The following is a 17,282-nucleotide window of genomic DNA, read 5'->3' as shown; positions in this document are numbered from 1 at the left end:
GCTACGAAAAAATTATTGAATTAAGTTCTTCGCAGTTTGAACGGCAGCGATGACTACTGCTTTGATATCCGCTAGCGGAATATTTTGAGACTCAGCATCAATGCGCCCTTTAAATTCCACTTCAGCATTGGCTAAGCCGCGATCACCAACCACAACGCGGAATGGTGCACCAATGAGCTCCCAATCTGCAAACATCGCACCTGGACGCTCATTGCGATCATCCAGAATCACATCGACACCAGCAGCGCGCAATTCATCATGCAGTTGATCACATACAGCCTTCACTGCTTCTGACTTGTCATAACCCATTGGGCAAATCACTACTTCAAATGGTGCCATGGAAATTGGCCAAATAATGCCCTTCTCATCGTGCCCCTGTTCAATTGCTGCGCCAAGCAGGCGAGTTACACCAATGCCATAACAACCCATCACCATTGGCTGTGCCTTGCCTTGTTGATCGAGATAGGTGCAGCCCATTGCTTCTGAGTAACGTGTGCCCAATTGGAATACGTGACCAACCTCGATACCACGGCAAATATCCACTACACCTTTGCCGTCTGGAGAAGGATCGCCAATCACTGCATTACGAATATCCAACACTAAAGGCTCTGGTAAATCACGCCCCCAATTCACACCAGTTAAATGGTAGCCAGCATCATTGGCGCCACAAACAAAATCAGACATATTGGCAACCGTACGATCTGCCACTACGGTGACATCAGCACTCACGCCAACAGGGCCTAAATAGCCTGCAGGCGCATTGCATGCTTGTTTGATTTCTACTTCAGTAGCAAAACGTGACTCAGCCATGCCAGGAATCTTGCTGGCTTTGACTTCATTGAGTTCGTGGTCGCCGCGCACCAAAAGCATAAAGAGTTTGACAGGGCCTTTTTCTTGATCTGCTGCAAACAATAAAGTCTTTACCGTCTTTTCTAATGGCAGATTGAGAAACTGGGCGACATCAGCACAAGTACTCTTATTAGGCGTAGAAACTTTAGCTATTGCGGCACTTGCTGCATCTCTTATTGCTGTCAATGCTAGAGATTCGGCAGCCTCTAAATTTGCTGCGTAGTCAGAGTTAGGGCAATACACAATGGCATCTTCACCCGTATCAGCAATCACATGAAACTCTTGGCTACCAGATCCACCAATTGCGCCATTATCGGCGGTGACCGCGCGGAACTTCAAACCCATACGCTGAAAGATACGGGTGTAAGCATCAAACATAATTTGATAAGACTTTTTCAATCCTTCGGTATCGCGATCAAATGAGTAAGCATCTTTCATGCTGAACTCACGACCACGCATAATGCCAAAACGCGGGCGGCGCTCATCGCGGAATTTTGTTTGGATCTGATAGAAATTAATTGGCAACTGTTTGTAACTCTTAATCTCATTGCGAGCTAAATCAGTAATCACCTCTTCAGAGGTTGGCTGAATTAAGAAATCTCTATCATGACGATCTTTAATGCGCAGTAATTCAGGGCCCATTTTTTCCCAACGACCCGTCTCTTGCCATAATTCTGCGGGCTGGATCATTGGCATGAGTAATTCAATCGCGCCAGCACGATTCATTTCTTCGCGAATGATGTTTTCGACCTTGCGAATCACCTTCAAACCGAGCGGCAAATAGTTATAAATGCCTGCGCTGAGCTTGCGAATTAAACCTGCTCGCACCATCAGCTTGTGCGAAACCACCTCAGCGTCAGAGGGCGCTTCTTTTAGGGTGGCGAGAAATGATTGCGATGCTTTCATGTATAGATATAATCAAATCATTGATTTTAAAGGATTTGAGGCACGATCATGCTTGACCGTGAAGGGTATCGCCCCAATGTCGGCATTGTCCTCCTTAATAGCCGTAACGAGGTTTTCTGGGGAAAACGCGTTGGGCAGCATTCGTGGCAGTTCCCACAGGGTGGGATTCAGCATGGTGAAAGCCCTGAACAGGCAATGTACCGCGAATTGCATGAGGAAGTTGGCTTGCTACCAGAACATGTCCAAATTATTGGACGGACTAGGGATTGGCTTCGTTATGACGTCCCCGAGGAATACTTGCGCCGTCAACATGCCACGCGCGTTCACCGTAACGCTTACCGCGGTCAAAAACAGATTTGGTTTCTCTTGCGCTTAGTAGGCTTAGATAGCGATATTCAGCTACGCGCCTCAGATCACCCAGAGTTTGATGCCTGGCGATGGGTTCCCTTCTGGATTCAGTTAGATGCTGTCATTGACTTCAAACGCGAGGTTTATGAGTTAGCCCTTTCAGAACTCGCCCGCTATCTTTCCAGAGGGTTGCGCCTGCAACAACTAGCCTGGGGGACCCCGCTAGATCTAATTCAATCTTTTTACGCCGGCGACGACGATCAAAACAATACCTCTACTAAATCGGATAATGAAAAATGAATGCTACATTACGCAAAATAAGCGCCTATGCGATTAGCATTACTATCAGCGCAAGCTTGCTAGCTTGCGCAGGTGACCCACTAGAAAGTGGTTTAGATCCATTTGCGCCCATGGTATTTAAGGAGGGCACAACCACAATGCCTTTGAACCCTCCGAATAAATCTACTCTACAGTCCTTTTATGTTTCTGAACGCTCAGTATTTAAATTCGCCATAGATACTGACTCCATCTTGATCGGTAAAGATGGGGTTACACGCTATATCGTAGTAGTGAGCAATCCAAGCGGTGAGCAGCAGGCCCAATACGAAGGTATTCGCTGTGACTCATTTCAGTGGCGCCTATACGGAACGCTTGAGAATGGAATCTGGAAAGAAAATCCCTTATCCACTTGGCAAACAATTCAAAGCAAAGTGCCGAATCGCTATCAGGCAGCTCTGGCACAAGGTGCTTTTTGTAACTTCACCACCCAAGAGAAGAGCATGAATGCGATTCTGAAGGCCTTAAATCCAAGCAATTTTACCGGCGGGACTCAGCCCAGCAACTCATTTGGAGTGATAGCGAACTAGCTATTTTCAGTGGAAGATAAATGCGTGCCAATTTTCTCGCCGGCTAAGAGGCGAGTAAGTACATTGGGCTCACGACCAGACGCAATCACAGTCGATGTATCAGTTTGAGCGGCAATTTTTGCAGCCAGTACTTTAGTTAACATGCCGCCCTTGCTCAATTCACTTGCGGCGCCACCAGCCATTTTCTCCAAAGCAGGATCACCTGCAATAGCATGTGTTAGCAAGGTAGCGTCAGCGTTCTGACGAGGATCAGCAGTATATAAACCACCTTGATCAGTCAAGATCACTAGCAAATCGGCATGAATTAAATTACTGACTAAGGCAGCGAGACTATCGTTATCGCCGAACTTAATTTCATCAGTAACTACAGTATCGTTTTCATTGATGATCGGAACGACACCCAGCTTTAACAAGGTGTCTAAGGTTGCCTTAGCATTCGCATGACGCTCTGGATCTGCCAAGTCAGCATTAGTCAACAAAATCTGTGCGCTGCGTAAGTTAAAACGCGCAAAACAACTTTCATAAACCTGGACTAAGCCCATTTGGCCAACTGCAGCAGCAGCCTGAAGTTGATGAATTTCCCGTGGGCGCTTGGTCCATCCCAAACGCTGCATTCCCTCAGCGATAGCCCCTGAGCTCACCATCAACACTTCATGGCCAGTCTTTAATAAAGCAGCCATTTGCTCAGCCCACATCCCAATCGCAGCATGATCCAAACCCTCACCATTATTGGTGACAAGGCTAGAGCCTACTTTAACAACGATACGTTTAGTTTCTTTGGCGTTCATAACAAATAAGAATCTGAATGAATACTTTAATCGGGTTTTTTATCTTCTAACTGATCTTTGTAGCGAGGATCTTGGGCGCGCTCGTCTTGCTCATCACGATCACGACGCACAGAATCCAAATAATCTTGCAGGGCATAACAAAGCTTATCGCAGCCAAGTCCAGTTAAAGCGGAGATCTCAAACATGGGACCTTTCCACTTAAACTTTTTCACAAAGTCTGCAACAACCTTTTTACGATCCTCTTCAGGAATCATATCCACTTTATTGAGCACCAGCCAACGTGGCTTCTCAACTAAAGCCTCATCGTACTTGCGCAGCTCATTCACAATCGCGTTTGCATCCGCCACAGGGTCGACATTCTCATCAAAAGGTGCAATATCAACCAAATGCAACAGCACGCCTGTACGTTGTAGATGTCGCAAGAAACGATGGCCTAAGCCAGCACCTTCAGCGGCACCCTCAATCAAACCCGGAATATCCGCAATCACAAAGCTGCGCTCATTACCCACACGAACCACACCTAAATTAGGATGCAGAGTTGTAAATGGATAGTCGGCAATCTTTGGTCGCGCATTTGAAACAGCTGTAATCAAAGTAGATTTACCAGCGTTAGGCATGCCGAGCAAACCAACATCAGCCAACACTTTGAGTTCCAATTTCAATTTACGACGCTCACCTGGCTTGCCATTCGTTTTCTGACGTGGCGCTCTATTGGTACTGCTCTTAAAGTGAATATTTCCCCAACCGCCTACGCCCCCTTGCGCAAGACATAGGCGCTCACCATGGGTTGTTAAGTCAGCAATCGGCTCACCCGTTTCGTAATCAGCAATGATCGTACCAACCGGCATACGTAATTCGATATCGTCGCCTGCGCGACCATAGCAATCAGCACCACGACCAGGTTCACCATTTTTTGCGGTGTGTGTTTTAGCGTAACGGTAATCAATTAGAGTATTGATATTGCGATCAGCAACAGCCCATACACTTCCACCTTTGCCGCCATCACCGCCGTCAGGCCCGCCAAATTCAATGAACTTTTCACGGCGCATAGAGGCACTCCCGGCGCCACCTTGGCCGGCTATGACTTCAATACGCGCTTCGTCTATAAATTTCATGAATAAAAAAGGCCTCGCTTAGCGAGGCCTGTTCCTAAGAGTTAAATTCGGAATAAATCTGAATCAAACGAGTCTCAGTCAGGCACCTTATGAACGAGGCAAGACTGAAACTTGGGCCTTCTTCAAAGCACCCTTAACGCCGAATTCCACTTGGCCGTCAATTAAGGCAAACAAAGTGTGATCTTTACCAATACCAACGTTTACACCAGGATGAACCTTAGTGCCACGTTGACGAATGATGATGCTGCCAGCATTAATCTGCTCGCCGCCAAATACCTTAACGCCTAAGCGTTTCGATTCTGAGTCGCGGCCATTTCGTGTTGAGCCGCCGCCTTTTTTCTGTGCCATATCTTTCTCCTACCCTGAATTAGGCTTTAATCGTGTTGATCAAAATTTCAGTGAAATTCTGACGATGGCCTTGGTGCTTTTGGTAATGCTTGCGACGGCGCATCTTAAAGATTGTCACTTTATCGTGACGTCCCTGGGAGACGACAGTGGCCATCACAGCTGCACCATTAACCAATGGATCACCTAATTTCAGTGAAGCGCCTTCGCCAACGGCGAGGACTTGGTCAAGAGTGATTTCGCTGCCGATTTCCGCTGGTATCTGTTCTATTTTCAATTTTTCGCCTGCAGCAACTTTATACTGTTTGCCACCGGTTTTTATGACCGCGTACATGGTTTGAAACCTCAATTAATATTTACATTTAAGCCAATCCACCCTGGATAAGCTAAGCCCATTATTATATCTTGCATGTCGAGCACTGTCAAAATCAATGACTTAAGCCAAATCCTGGCCCCAATTGCCTTAGATTTCAAGGCCTTAGATGGAGTGATTCGCCATCGTTTAGCCTCAAAAGTAGCCTTAATTGACCAAATCTCCACATACATCATCCAAGCTGGTGGAAAACGGGTCAGACCAGCCCTATTAATGCTAGTAGCTAAAGCTCTAGCTGACGGGAAAGAAACCGCGCACACCCTAGAAATGGCCGCTGTAGTGGAATTTATCCATACCGCCACCCTCCTCCACGACGATGTGGTCGATGAATCCACCCTCAGAAGAGGCCGAGAAACCGCAAATGCGGCTTTTGGGAATGCAGCCAGCGTTTTAGTGGGTGATTTTCTGTATTCCCGGGCATTTCAAATGATGGTTGCTCCAAATGACCTGCGAGTCATGCAAATTCTGTCAGACGCCACCAATACGATTGCCGAAGGCGAAGTGCTGCAGCTCTTAAATATGAACGATCCTGAAGTGGATGAAGCAAGCTATTTGCAAGTTATTCGCTACAAGACTGCCAAACTATTTGAAGCGTCAACCGAGCTGGGCGCAATTTTGGCAAACGGATCTGACGTTCGGCGCGAGCAAGCTGCCGCGTTTGGTCGTCACATTGGCACCGCATTTCAACTCATGGATGATTTATTGGATTACACGGCCAATGCTGCGCAGATGGGCAAGAACGCTGGCGATGATTTACGTGAAGGTAAACCGACGCTACCGCTCATCTACTTATTAGAAAATGGCAGCAATGAAGAACGTCTTCTAGTTCGTGCCGCCATTGAACAAAATCAAGATTTACCAGATGACGTATTCGCACAAATCTTAAGAGCCGTACAAACTTCTGGCGCATTGGATTACACCCAGGCTGCCGCCAAACGTGAAGCAGATTTAGCTCTGGCCTGCATTCAAGACTTTCCAGCTAACGAGGCTTCATCAGCATTGCATGCCTTGTGCGAATACTCTCTGTCGCGCCAAACTTAAAACCTATTAAGCTCCCACGCTGTTCACTCTGAGTTCACGCGCAGTAATGCGCGCCTGTTCCGCCTCTGCACTTAAGCGCGCAATCTCTCCAGGAGATAGCTTTTCTAGATTCGAGTAATCGAACTTCCAAGAGGGGTTAGAAGACCAAATTAGTGGTGACTGTAATGTCGTGCGTGGCGCAGGAACGTTTTCTAAAAGGCTTAGCGCTAATTCAAAATTGAGCGCACGAGAACTTGGATCATTTGGCTTTGCTGCTGCATTTCCCAATGGAAAATCGCTAAATAAAAATCTCGGCACACCGCAATACTCAACAATATCTTTTGCAGCTCCCATGATGACTGTAGAAATACCGTTTATCTCTAAATATCGCGCCAACAAACTTTGGCTCTGATGACATATCGGGCAATTTGGAATTAATACCGCAACATCAACTTTGTCAATACGCAGCATTTCCAAAATAAGAGGCGCATCTATTTCCAAAGTATGACGCTGACTTCGATTGGTTGGCAAACCATACAAGTTCGACGATAGAGTCTTCACCCTTCCGGACTGAGCTGCTTGCTTAGCGACCTCTAAGGGAAGCCAACAATTGCTATCTTCCATATTGGCATTTTTACGATCAATGCCTACGTGAGCAATTCTTAAATCGATATCAGGGTTGATTGGTTTTTGATATGGCTGATAGAACTTTGCAGCAGCATTATAAGAAGCGCCCTGACCCTGCGGACCTTTATCAGCATCAAAGGGCACCGCCGTCGTAATCAGCCCCAAGACTGATTGATTGAGTGGTTTCTTGAGCGGGGAAAATGGCACATCGATGTAATGCGCCCAAACATAAGGGTTCTCATAACCTAAACCGAGGTAATAGCTTCGAGTCCGCTCGATATAGCGAATGGGCTGATCCATTTCTGGAGCAAATGCGAGTTCAGAAGTCTTCGACATCAATACGTCCCTGTAAGATATTGCTTATCAAATATTTACTTCTCAGGAACTCATTATGGCTCAGTGGCTTAGATTTCAGCACCAAGGTAAAAGTGGCTTAGGACAAGTGCAAGGCGACCAAATCGCGGTGTACTCAGGAGACTTATTTCAGAATCCAAAACCTACTGGCGAAACACTTCAATTAGCAGATGTCGTCATTGACATACCATGCACCCCATCCAAGATGGTTGCAATGGTCGACAACTTTCACGCTCTCGTTGCCAAGCTAGAACACGCTATACCTGCTGAGCCTTTGTACTTTCTAAAGGGGAACAATTCTTTCCTGGCAACGAACCAAGTCATTCGCACACCCAAGTCCTATTCAGGAAAAGTTGTTTATGAGGGGGAACTTGGCATCGTGATTGGCCAACGAATCCATGAAGCAGATGAATCTGAAGCAGCGAAAGCCATCTTTGGATATACCTGCATTAACGATGTCACTGCCATTGAAATTCTCAATCGTGACCCTGGCTACGCACAGTGGACTCGCTCCAAGAGCTTTAATACCTTCGGCGTCTTTGGCCCCTACATCACCACTGATGTTGACCCAAGTAAATTGACCATTAAAACCATTCTCAATGATCAAGAGCGCCAAAACTATCCAGTAGCGGATATGATTTTCCCGCCAGCAAAATTGGTAAGCCTCATTTCACAAGATATCCCTTTAGAGCCGGGCAACATCATTGCCTGTGGAACTTCAGTGGGCGTTGGCTCAATGAAACCTGGCAGCAATGTCAGCATCATGATTGATGGCGTTGGCCAATTAGATAATCGCTTCGAATAAATTGGCTGCTACACAACAAAAATCCTTGCTATGCTGAGTAGCAAGGATTTTTTAATACTAAAAAACTGGTTTAGTTTTAAGCCTAGTAGCCAGATACCGATGGCAATGCCAAGCTCCCTTTAGAAGCCTGCACGTTTTCATCTAAATACTTTGTCAAAGCAAAGACGGTATTCAAACAAGGTGTAGGTGTTTGAGTAATCTTGCCAAGCTCAATTACTGAGCCCAAGAGCGCATCGATCTCTAAGCTACGACCAGCCTCCAAGTCCTGCAACATTGAAGTCTTGTGCTTGCCGACTTTTTCAGCGCCAGCAATGCGACGCTCAATATCAACCCGAAAAGTAACGCCAAGCTTTTCTGCAATGGTTTGCGCTTCTGCCATCATGTTGCGCGCTAACTCTTTAGTCAATGGGTATTGGCAAATGCCTTCCAAGGTTCCATGAGTTAAAGAGCTGATTGGGTTGAAAGTCATGTTGCCCCAAAGCTTGAGCCAGATCTCAGAGCGAATGTCATCAAGGATTGGTGATTTAAACCCAGCCGCACCCATCATCTCTGACACCTTCAGGATGCGCTCGGTAGATTTGCCATCTAACTCACCCAATGGAAAACGATTGCCCTCAACGTGACGAATCACTCCAGGGGCTTGGGTAAAGGTTGCTGGATATACAACGCAACCAATAATGTTATTTGGATTAATTGCCTTCTTCGCAACGCCGCCAGCATCAACAGTTTCAACTGAATGATCTTGATACTCCCCGCCAAGCTTTTGGAAATACCACCATGGAATACCATTTTGCATTGGAATCAAAATAGTCTCTGGCCCCATAATGGCAGCTAAGTCATCAATGATTGGTTCAACTTGATGTGCTTTTACTGCCAAAATGACTACATCCGGTGTTTCAGCATCTGTAATTTTTTCGACTGCTTTGACTTCAGCAACTAAAGGTTCTGGCTGGTCATTCATAATCAACGCCAAACCACGTTCTTTAATAGCAGCTAGAGTTGCACCACGCGCCACGACCGTTACTTCATTACCCGCTCGCGCCAACATGACAGCGAGATAGCCACCAATGGCGCCACCTCCACCAATTACACAGATTTTCATAGAAACTCCATAAGAACAATAATTTTTGAATTAATGTCATATTAGAGGAGAATATTTTGCAGTGCAACAATTTATATTGCCTAATTTTTAGGCGAAATAAGCCTTAAACTGCTTTAAGTAGATCTTTGGGCACTAAGCTACCCAAGATCATGCCTGCAAGACTGGCAAATAAACCTGCCAACTGAGGCGGCAAAATACTATTTGGAGCCAGAATTTCGCAACTAATCCAAATCGTCAGGCCGCAGATCACTGCCAGTAAGCCGCCCAAAGAGTTAGCTCTGGGCCAATACACCCCAAACGCCAGCGGGACAAATGCTGCCACCAAAGTTACCTTGTAGGCGCTCTCAACCATCTTAAAAATAGAGAGCTCAGAATTTACAGCAAAGAAAGTGACCACCACTGCAAAACATAAAACGGTGATGCGCATGATTTTTAGCAAATCATGATCCGATAGGTGCTTAAAAAATCCTCGAACGATATTCTCCGCAAAAGTTACGGAAGGTGCGAGTAAGGTTGCACTCGCACAGCTCTTAATCGCTGAGAGTAAAGCGCCGAAGAACATCACCTGCGCAATGATCGGCGCATGATTCAGAATCAGCTTTGGCAAAATCATCTGCGGATCAGTATCCAAATACTCCTTAACCAAGTCCGGATTAATGAGGGTTGCTGAATAAGCCAAATACATTGGTACGAAAGCAAAAATAAAGTAAAGAACGCCGCCCAAGATTGCAGCCTGCACAGCAATATTCACATTCTTGGAAGAGGTAATGCGCTGAAAAACGTCTTGCTGGGGAATGGATCCAAGCATCATGGTGCACAGAGCGGCAACAAACCCCAGGATGGAAGCAAGGTTCATATCGGGCCAGAAGTTGCTAAATTGACCAGCAGCTGCCGCATGCTCAATCACAACCCCGATACCACCGGTTTGCATGGTCATTTCTCCGCCGATATACAGCATACCAATCACAATAATGATCATCTGAATGAAATCCGTAATCGCTACAGACCACATACCGCCAAATAAGGTGTAGATCAACACACTAGCGGCACCGATCATCATGCCGCCCGTTTGAGAAATCGCTCCTTCAGACACCACATTGAATACTAGGCCCAAGGCTTTAATTTGAGCAGCCACCCAGCCCAAATAAGAAACCACAATACAAAGGGTTACCAGGACTTCAACAGTACGTCCGTATTTCTCGCGAAAGAAATCGCCAATCGTCAGCATCCGACGGTTATAAAGATGGCGTGCAAAAAAGAGGCCCACCAAAATGAGACAGAGGGAGGATCCAAAGGGATCAGAAACCACTCCGCCCAAACCTTCTTTAAGAAAAGTAGCTGGAATACCTAGAACAGTCTCAGAGCCAAACCAGGTAGCAAATACAGTGGCTGTAACAATTGGAAGCGGAAGGCTATGGCCAGCAGCAGCAAAGTCGGCCGTATTTTTTACACGTAGAGCAGCCCACAAGCCAATGCCGACAGATATAACCCAGTAAATGATGACGAACCAAATCAGCACGCCCGATTTCTCCCTGAAGAATTTGGTGAAATTATATGGCCTTGTCACTTTTGTTAGTAAGGGAATAAGTACCAATTTAGAGCATGCCACTCTGACATAATTCAAGGGTGAATTCACCCCAAATGAGCCTGAGCGAAAACCCAAGCACTGACCTGGCTTATCAAAAAGCCATTTTGGGCTCAGTCTCTCGCACCTTTGCCTTAACCATTCCACTTTTAACTCCCATCATTGAAAAAGTAGTGGGCAACACTTATCTGCTCTGCCGCATTGTTGACACCATTGAAGATGCAGCCGATTTAAACCCAGAGATCAAGCAAAGACTTTCTCAATTATTTTTAGATGCTGTCCTTGAGAAAGGGTCAGTAGAATCTTTTGTAAAGCCCTGCCTTGAAGCGCTCCACCATTACGGTAACCAAGATGAGTTAGACCTCATTGCCCATACCCCAACTGTTTTACGAATTTTGCATACCTGCTCGAAGGATGATCAAGCAGCAGTGAGTCGCTGCGTCTCCATCATGTCAGAGGGGATGTCCCATTTCCACGGGAAACAAACTCAAGCGGGCCTAAAAGATTTGCCGGAGTTTGAGAAATATTGCTATGTGGTTGCGGGTGTAGTGGGAGAGCTCTTGACGACTATTTTTAGCAATCACTCGTCTGCATTTACAAAGAGTATCAAGGGCCACGAGGACCTCGCTATTGCCTTCGGTCAAGCCTTGCAGATGACCAACATTCTTAAAGACTCCCCTGAAGATCACGCCCGTGGTGTATCTTGGAAGCCAGCCGATATGAGTCAAAAAGCACTTTTAAAGATCTCCTATGAAAAGCTGCAAGACTCCTTAAGGTACATTTTCTTGATTCCAAAAGAGGAGCTTGGAATGCGGCGTTTTTGTTTCTTAGCCTTTGGCTTAGCTGTCATGACACTCTCAAAGATTGCAAAGCAGAAAGAATTTAGCAACAAAGAGGAAGTAAAGCTCTCCAGAAATACCGTGATGGCTTTTTATGCCTTTACTCAATTCGCAGTGAAAAGTGATGCCCTAATGAGTACTTTCTTTGACATCTCGTCTAGCGCTTTAAGAAAAATTATCTGAACTTACAGCGCACCTTCATGCTTTAAAAGCCACAGCTTGATTTGACGATAAAGTCCCGGCGAATTTTCTTTCATGAAACCACCAATTCCTTGTGCAGAAACCACCCGGTGACAGGGCGCTATTAATGGGTAGGGATTTGCACCACACGCTGTCCCCACTGCACGCGGGCCACTCTTAATCTTGCTAGCAATCTCACCGTAGGTTTTTGTTTTGCCAACGGGTATTGTCTGAATATTTCTCCAGACCTTTTGCTGATGCTCGGTACCTGAGGACTTAATGGGCAAATCAAACTCATGATGTGGATTCTGAAAGTAGGCCTTGAGCTGCTTTTCAGCCTCTTTTGCCAGTTGATTTTGGGGGCTTACTAAGGTCGCAGAAGCCGGTAGATACTCAATCCCCGACAACATCAAACTTCCCTCAACCATTTCAGTCCAAATGCCTAAGCGCCCAAAAGGGGCTGCAATCACGCAGTATTGCGCGCTATCTGAGGAAACTTGTTTTTTAACTGGGGCCATAGAAAGCAATTCTCACATAATTAAACGCCAAAGACGACGCGGGTTTCTTCCGTATCTATAGCTTGTGAAATGCCACTTTGCTATATTGATTCATCCTTACTTTTTGCAGGCAGACCTCATGGACACTTTTTTTGACGATTGGCCCTTTTATGGCCAAGTTGCTCTGGTCCTATTTTTACTCGCACTTTCTGGCTTTTTCTCAATGGCAGAAACCAGTATGCTTTCCGCTAATCGCCATCGCCTACGCGCCATGGCAACGAGTGGTAATGCGGGGGCAGCCTTAGCAGAGCGACTCCTTAAACGCATTGATTCGCTTTTGTCGGTGCTTTTAATTTCCAACAATCTCATTAATACCATCCTGCCCATTTTGGTGACGGGAATTGCTTTACATATCTTCGGAGATAGTGGCCTCGTACTATCTATTGCAACTTTAGTCGTTGCTTTGCTCATCATTATTTTTAGTGAAATCACCCCGAAAGTCATCGGGGCAGCTTTTCCAGAAAAAATTGCATCTCGAGTGGGCTGGTTTATTCTGCCGCTGACTTTTTTCCTAAAGCCACTGCTCTGGTTTATCAATAGCTTTGTATCCGGCCTGATGAAGGTCTCTGGGCTGCAATCCTCCTCTGATAGCAGAACCATGAGTAAAGAGGAGCTTCGCAGCTTAGTTTTAGAGTCCAATCGCTTTGTTTCAAACCATCATCGCAATATCTTGCTCAATTTATTCAACCTAGAAAATATTACGGTTGACGATGTGATGACCCCCCGATCGAAAATTGAAGTTCTTGACCTCTCACGACCAATTGAAGAGGTAATTCAACAATTAGAAACCTGCTATCACAATAAGCTTCCAGTTTGTGACGGCGATTCTGAGCGCATCGTAGGCATCCTGTCTGTCAAAAAAACTTTATCTCTGCTGGGTGATACAGACCTGAAGCATGAGGACTTTCAATCCTTATTAAATGAGCCTTATTTCATTCCAAGCGGCACCCCTGTCTTACAGCAGATGCAATTCTTCCAGGACAACCAGCAGCGCCTAAGCCTAGTTGTCAACGAGTATGGCGAAGTCCTTGGTCTAGTCACCTTCGAAGATATTGTGGAGGAGCTCATTGGTGAGTTCACCACTTCTTTTTCCAATTTATCAACTGACCCTCATTGGCTAGCTGATGGTACTTATCTGGCGAGTGGCACTGCATCGCTAAGAGATCTTAATCGCCTTCTCAACCTCAACTTGCCTTTGGATGGTCCTCGCACTTTAAATGGCCTCATCCTTGAAAAGCTCGAAGCAATTCCCGATCATGACGTCAGTTTAAAAATTGCAGGAATTGTGATGGAGATCGTGCAATTTGATGAGCAGGGAGTAAAGACTGTAAAACTGTATCAACCTGCCCTCACTCAAGAGCAAGATTGAGTAACACCCATGATGACTCACTCATTATTCGCACCTGGCATGAAATCGCAGTTAATGCGCTTGAATCTAGGGCGAGTGATGTTCATATTGAAGCCGCTTCCCAGGGTACTTTAGTCCGCATTCGAGTAGACGGCCTGCTACAAATCCAGGCCCAATTTGGGATTGAACTTCACGAACGCTTAATCACTCGCATCAAAATATTGGCACGGCTCGATATTGCAGAGAAACGCCTTCCCCAAGATGGACGACTCTTAATTGGCTATGATTTTTCCAAGCCAAATATTGACTGCCGAGTATCGATACTCCCCACTCTCTATGGTGAAAAGGCTGTTGTGCGGATTTTGCCTAGTTGCATCAATGATCTGGCTATCGATCAAATTGGCTTGCATCCAGAGCAACTAACCATTTTCCAAGATGCTCTCAATCAAACAAATGGCTTGATATTGGTTACGGGACCAACTGGTAGCGGTAAAACCAGAACTCTGTATAGCTGCTTACGCGCCCTAAATCAAAGTCACCGAAACCTGTGCTCCATAGAGGATCCCATTGAGATTCGTCTACCTGGAGTAAATCAAGTCGCCTATCACCCTCGCTCAGGTTTAGATTTCTCCACGATTATTCGCGCGCTCTTACGACAGGATCCGGATGTCATCATGATTGGTGAAATTCGGGATAGCGCTACCGCCCAGATCGCCATACAGGCCGCGCAAACTGGTCATCTTGTCCTGAGCACATTACATACTCGCAATGCTAGAGGCGCTTTAATCAGACTGAAAAGTTTAGGGCTTGACCAAGAATCACTGGAATCTTGTTTGCGCACAATCAGCTCGCAACGCTTGATTCGAAAAATATGTCGGCAATGCCAGGGTCAAGCTAAACATAAAGTGACCCCGTGTGCCGCTTGCAAAGGTAGCGGACGTCATGGTCGTATCGGAGTGCATGAAGTATTAGGTGTGCAACACTTATTTGACTCATCCTTAAAGCCCCTCACCATGCATGAGGCTGGGCTTCGATATGTAAAAGAGGGCTTGATTAGAGAGTCTGACCTAGAGAGCGAGGTCGGCACATGGCACTAAGCAAATCAGATCAACTGACATTCGCTCAGCAGCTCTTATCGCTTTTAAGCGCTGGTCTTGCACTCTTAAATGCGATGGAACTTATTCTAGCGTCTGCCCCCAAGCACTGGCAGATCTGCTTGGCTAATTTATGCGCCCAGCTCAGGCGGGGAGAGGGCTTTTCTCAAGCATTGGTGGCGCAGAGAAACCAATTTTCTGCGGAATTTATTAATCTTATTCGGGTCAGTGAGCGCACCGGTAATATTGAATTGGCACTAGAAACGATTTGTCGACAACTGGAAGCGCAAATTGAATTACGCCGCAAAATCCAGCAAGCGCTTAGCTATCCCATCATCACCCTTGCCAGCTCTGTTCTGCTGATTCTGGTCATGATGATTTGGGTTGTGCCGGTATTTAAGGACGTCTTCGCCCACTTTCAGGCTGAATTACCAGCGCCCACAAAAGTGCTCATACAGATATCGACTGTCATTGAACACTTCTACCTGGAAATGACTGGCCTCTTCATTGTTAGCGTTGGATTATTTTTATTCGCTTGGCTAAAAATACCTCGCCTACAGAAAACATGTGATGAACTGAGTTTTCAGATTCCCGTTTTGGGTAAATTATTTCGCCTGGCAACGCTGACCCACTGGTGCAGGACTTTCGGGCATTTATTAGACTCAGGCTTAGCACTTCCAGACGCGCTCCGGGTGACGGCGCAATCCTCTAACCATTGGCTTAGCCACGATTTAAGCGCAGAAATCTTTAAACACCTCACTAGAGGCTGGCCACTAGGTGATGCACTAATTCGTGCTGACCCTAAACATGTCTTATTTGATATTGAAACTTTGCAATTACTCCGAATCGCCTCAGAAAGCGGCTCTCTTCCAATAATGCTGAGCAAACGAGCCCATACCTTAGGCTCCCAACTGAGCAACCGCCTGAATACTTTGAGTCAAAGCTTAGAGCCCTTGCTCATTATCTTTGTTGGGGTTGTAATCGGCAGTTTTGTCATAATCCTATATCTCCCAATCTTTAATCTAGGACAGATTGTCTAATGGGCTCTCCAGAAGTTGTCGACCTTATTCGGGTTTTGCTGATCCTGATATTGGCTTACTTGGCCTATATCGATCTACGAACTTTCCGGCTACCCGACTTCATCACTCTTCCGCTGATCTTCACTGGTCTTTGCTTCAATAGCTTACCGGGCCTGCAGTTTGTAAGTCTTCAAGAATCGATCTTTGGCAGCCTACTTGGCTACCTACTGTTATGGCTATTGAATCGCCTATATCGATATATCAAGAAACAAGATGGGATTGGCATGGGTGATGCCAAGCTTCTCGCTGCGCTCAGTGCTTGGCTGGGATGGGCAAGCCTGCCAAGCACCCTGCTCATAGCTTCTATAACCGGAATCATTGGCGGCATAGTATGGCTACGATTTAATCAGAAGAATCATGAGACGCCCTTTCCTTTTGGCCCATTTCTGATCTTTGCTGGCATCATTGAGTTGTTATGGCCACAGTTCCTCCAAAACCTACTGCTGAGCAATCTGACTTAAGCGCACTCAAGGGGCATATACCCCTTATTGGCCTAACCGGTGGCATTGGATCCGGGAAAACCACTGTAAGCGACTTACTGGCCAAACTAGGCGCAGGCATTGTGGACAGCGACCTCATTGCCCATCAAGTTACCGCATCCAATGGACCAGCCATTGCACTAATCGAGGAACAATTTGGCCCAGGCTTTATTACAGTCAATGGGGCGCTGAACAGAGACAAGATGCGTGCTCTCGTTTTTGCAAAGCCTGAGGCCAGAAAATCCCTGGAGGCGATTACTCACCCGCTCATTCGCCAAGAGACCATCAGACAGGCCTTGCAGCTCAGCAAAGATGGTGCGCCCTACCTAGTCTTTGTCGCACCTCTACTCATTGAGTCCGGCTCCTGGTTAAGTTTGATAGATCGCTTGGTAGTGGTGGACACCCCGGAAGAGATTCAGATTAAAAGAGTGATGCAGCGCAGCAATTTAGCCAGAGAGGAGCTACAAGGAATTCTCGCGGCCCAAGCCAGTCGCCACGAACGTCTCAAGCATGCCGATATGGTGATTGAAAACCAGGGAACTCTTAGGGACTTAGAATCAGAAGTAGCAAGCTTGCACCAAGAAATCTTGCAGATTCAGAAAGATCAGCTCAGTTCGTCATAG

Annotated in this window: 18 protein-coding genes and 1 pseudogene; 10 read left to right on the top strand and 9 right to left on the bottom strand. The window is 46.2% G+C overall.

The window, feature by feature from the left end:
- Positions 1–12 precede the first annotated feature (12 nt).
- The gene (locus tag AOC07_RS01060; protein WP_215357793.1) at positions 13–1,755 is read right to left on the bottom strand and encodes a proline--tRNA ligase; all 1,743 of its coding nucleotides are present in this window, start codon (positions 1,753–1,755) and stop codon (positions 13–15) included.
- A gap of 48 nt (positions 1,756–1,803) precedes the next feature.
- On the opposite strand from AOC07_RS01060, the gene AOC07_RS01055 reads away from it, so the two are divergent.
- Both AOC07_RS01055 and AOC07_RS01050 read left to right on the top strand, forming a co-directional pair.
- The gene (locus AOC07_RS01055; RefSeq protein WP_215293564.1) at positions 1,804–2,403 is read left to right on the top strand and encodes an RNA pyrophosphohydrolase; all 600 of its coding nucleotides are present in this window, start codon (positions 1,804–1,806) and stop codon (positions 2,401–2,403) included.
- Entirely contained in the window at positions 2,400–2,969 is a 570-nt protein-coding gene (locus AOC07_RS01050; RefSeq protein ID WP_215357792.1) for a CNP1-like family protein, read from the top strand. Before AOC07_RS01055 ends, AOC07_RS01050 begins: the two co-directional genes overlap by 4 nt.
- Positions 2,970–2,986: 17 nt before the next feature.
- Here the strand turns inward: AOC07_RS01050 and proB are convergent.
- From proB to rplU, 4 genes and pseudogenes are all read right to left on the bottom strand, one after another.
- A pseudogene (gene proB, locus AOC07_RS01045) lies at positions 2,987–3,757 on the bottom strand (glutamate 5-kinase); the annotation flags it as partial.
- A 26-nt stretch (positions 3,758–3,783) separates the two neighbouring features.
- Positions 3,784–4,872 carry an Obg family GTPase CgtA gene (cgtA, locus tag AOC07_RS01040; RefSeq protein WP_215293561.1) on the bottom strand — a complete coding sequence of 363 codons (1,089 nt, stop codon included), beginning with the start codon at positions 4,870–4,872 and terminating at the stop codon, positions 3,784–3,786.
- An 87-nt stretch (positions 4,873–4,959) separates the two neighbouring features.
- Positions 4,960–5,220, bottom strand: a complete 261-nt coding sequence (gene rpmA / locus AOC07_RS01035; protein WP_112202866.1) for a 50S ribosomal protein L27 — start codon at positions 5,218–5,220, stop codon at positions 4,960–4,962.
- A gap of 19 nt (positions 5,221–5,239) precedes the next feature.
- Positions 5,240–5,551 (bottom strand): 50S ribosomal protein L21, encoded by a 312-nt coding sequence (gene rplU / locus AOC07_RS01030; RefSeq protein WP_011902040.1) that lies wholly within the window; start codon positions 5,549–5,551, stop codon positions 5,240–5,242.
- Between the two features lie 75 nt (positions 5,552–5,626).
- On the opposite strand from rplU, the gene AOC07_RS01025 reads away from it, so the two are divergent.
- Entirely contained in the window at positions 5,627–6,631 is a 1,005-nt protein-coding gene (locus AOC07_RS01025) for a polyprenyl synthetase family protein (protein WP_215357790.1), read from the top strand.
- A 6-nt stretch (positions 6,632–6,637) separates the two neighbouring features.
- Here the strand turns inward: AOC07_RS01025 and AOC07_RS01020 are convergent, their stop codons facing one another.
- Entirely contained in the window at positions 6,638–7,573 is a 936-nt protein-coding gene (locus AOC07_RS01020) for a reductase (RefSeq protein ID WP_215357789.1), read from the bottom strand.
- 55 nt (positions 7,574–7,628) lie between these two features.
- Between AOC07_RS01020 and AOC07_RS01015 the strand changes: the two genes are divergently transcribed.
- Positions 7,629–8,396 carry a fumarylacetoacetate hydrolase family protein gene (locus tag AOC07_RS01015; RefSeq protein ID WP_215357788.1) on the top strand — a complete coding sequence of 256 codons (768 nt, stop codon included), beginning with the start codon at positions 7,629–7,631 and terminating at the stop codon, positions 8,394–8,396.
- Positions 8,397–8,478: 82 nt separating this feature from the next.
- Here AOC07_RS01015 and AOC07_RS01010 read toward each other — a convergent pair whose 3' ends face one another.
- Positions 8,479–9,498, bottom strand: a complete 1,020-nt coding sequence (locus AOC07_RS01010) for a 2-dehydropantoate 2-reductase (RefSeq protein WP_215293557.1) — start codon at positions 9,496–9,498, stop codon at positions 8,479–8,481.
- Between the two features lie 103 nt (positions 9,499–9,601).
- Positions 9,602–11,017: a sodium:solute symporter family protein gene (locus tag AOC07_RS01005; protein WP_215357786.1), complete on the bottom strand. Its 1,416-nt coding sequence runs from the start codon at positions 11,015–11,017 to the stop codon at positions 9,602–9,604.
- A gap of 122 nt (positions 11,018–11,139) precedes the next feature.
- On the opposite strand from AOC07_RS01005, the gene AOC07_RS01000 reads away from it, so the two are divergent.
- Positions 11,140–12,105, top strand: a complete 966-nt coding sequence (locus tag AOC07_RS01000; protein ID WP_215357784.1) for a squalene/phytoene synthase family protein — start codon at positions 11,140–11,142, stop codon at positions 12,103–12,105.
- Between the two features lie 2 nt (positions 12,106–12,107).
- Here AOC07_RS01000 and AOC07_RS00995 read toward each other — a convergent pair whose 3' ends face one another.
- Positions 12,108–12,620, bottom strand: a complete 513-nt coding sequence (locus AOC07_RS00995) for a methylated-DNA--[protein]-cysteine S-methyltransferase (protein WP_215357782.1) — start codon at positions 12,618–12,620, stop codon at positions 12,108–12,110.
- A 118-nt stretch (positions 12,621–12,738) separates the two neighbouring features.
- Between AOC07_RS00995 and AOC07_RS00990 the strand changes: the two genes are divergently transcribed.
- From AOC07_RS00990 to coaE, 5 genes are read left to right on the top strand one after another with little or no spacing between them, the layout of a single operon-like run.
- Positions 12,739–14,028 (top strand): HlyC/CorC family transporter, encoded by a 1,290-nt coding sequence (locus AOC07_RS00990; RefSeq protein WP_215293553.1) that lies wholly within the window; start codon positions 12,739–12,741, stop codon positions 14,026–14,028.
- A complete protein-coding gene (locus AOC07_RS00985; protein WP_215357780.1) occupies positions 14,025–15,104 on the top strand; it encodes a GspE/PulE family protein in 1,080 nt (359 codons plus the stop codon). Before AOC07_RS00990 ends, AOC07_RS00985 begins: the two co-directional genes overlap by 4 nt.
- Entirely contained in the window at positions 15,095–16,141 is a 1,047-nt protein-coding gene (locus tag AOC07_RS00980; protein ID WP_215293551.1) for a type II secretion system F family protein, read from the top strand. The genes AOC07_RS00985 and AOC07_RS00980 overlap by 10 nt, the downstream gene beginning before the upstream one ends.
- Positions 16,141–16,641, top strand: a complete 501-nt coding sequence (locus AOC07_RS00975) for an A24 family peptidase (protein WP_215357778.1) — start codon at positions 16,141–16,143, stop codon at positions 16,639–16,641. Before AOC07_RS00980 ends, AOC07_RS00975 begins: the two co-directional genes overlap by 1 nt.
- Positions 16,596–17,282: a dephospho-CoA kinase gene (coaE, locus tag AOC07_RS00970; RefSeq protein ID WP_371816720.1), complete on the top strand. Its 687-nt coding sequence runs from the start codon at positions 16,596–16,598 to the stop codon at positions 17,280–17,282. Before AOC07_RS00975 ends, coaE begins: the two co-directional genes overlap by 46 nt.

Source organism: Polynucleobacter sp. UB-Raua-W9 (assembly GCF_018687435.1).
In the GTDB taxonomy this organism is placed as follows: Bacteria; Pseudomonadota; Gammaproteobacteria; order Burkholderiales; family Burkholderiaceae; genus Polynucleobacter.
The sequence above is the reverse complement of the archived record's forward strand: the minus strand, read 5'-3'. Positions and strand labels throughout refer to the sequence as shown.

Coding starts and splice junctions, on each gene's coding strand:
- AOC07_RS01060 (WP_215357793.1), bottom strand. CDS start 1,755: ATGAAAGCATCGCAATCATTTCTCGCCACCCTAAAAGAAGCGCCCTCT.
- AOC07_RS01055 (WP_215293564.1), top strand. CDS start 1,804: ATGCTTGACCGTGAAGGGTATCGCCCCAATGTCGGCATTGTCCTCCTT.
- AOC07_RS01050 (WP_215357792.1), top strand. CDS start 2,400: ATGAATGCTACATTACGCAAAATAAGCGCCTATGCGATTAGCATTACT.
- cgtA (WP_215293561.1), bottom strand. CDS start 4,872: ATGAAATTTATAGACGAAGCGCGTATTGAAGTCATAGCCGGCCAAGGT.
- rpmA (WP_112202866.1), bottom strand. CDS start 5,220: ATGGCACAGAAAAAAGGCGGCGGCTCAACACGAAATGGCCGCGACTCA.
- rplU (WP_011902040.1), bottom strand. CDS start 5,551: ATGTACGCGGTCATAAAAACCGGTGGCAAACAGTATAAAGTTGCTGCA.
- AOC07_RS01025 (WP_215357790.1), top strand. CDS start 5,627: ATGTCGAGCACTGTCAAAATCAATGACTTAAGCCAAATCCTGGCCCCA.
- AOC07_RS01020 (WP_215357789.1), bottom strand. CDS start 7,573: ATGTCGAAGACTTCTGAACTCGCATTTGCTCCAGAAATGGATCAGCCC.
- AOC07_RS01015 (WP_215357788.1), top strand. CDS start 7,629: ATGGCTCAGTGGCTTAGATTTCAGCACCAAGGTAAAAGTGGCTTAGGA.
- AOC07_RS01010 (WP_215293557.1), bottom strand. CDS start 9,498: ATGAAAATCTGTGTAATTGGTGGAGGTGGCGCCATTGGTGGCTATCTC.
- AOC07_RS01000 (WP_215357784.1), top strand. CDS start 11,140: ATGAGCCTGAGCGAAAACCCAAGCACTGACCTGGCTTATCAAAAAGCC.
- AOC07_RS00995 (WP_215357782.1), bottom strand. CDS start 12,620: ATGGCCCCAGTTAAAAAACAAGTTTCCTCAGATAGCGCGCAATACTGC.
- AOC07_RS00990 (WP_215293553.1), top strand. CDS start 12,739: ATGGACACTTTTTTTGACGATTGGCCCTTTTATGGCCAAGTTGCTCTG.
- AOC07_RS00980 (WP_215293551.1), top strand. CDS start 15,095: ATGGCACTAAGCAAATCAGATCAACTGACATTCGCTCAGCAGCTCTTA.
- AOC07_RS00975 (WP_215357778.1), top strand. CDS start 16,141: ATGGGCTCTCCAGAAGTTGTCGACCTTATTCGGGTTTTGCTGATCCTG.
- coaE (WP_371816720.1), top strand. CDS start 16,596: ATGGCCACAGTTCCTCCAAAACCTACTGCTGAGCAATCTGACTTAAGC.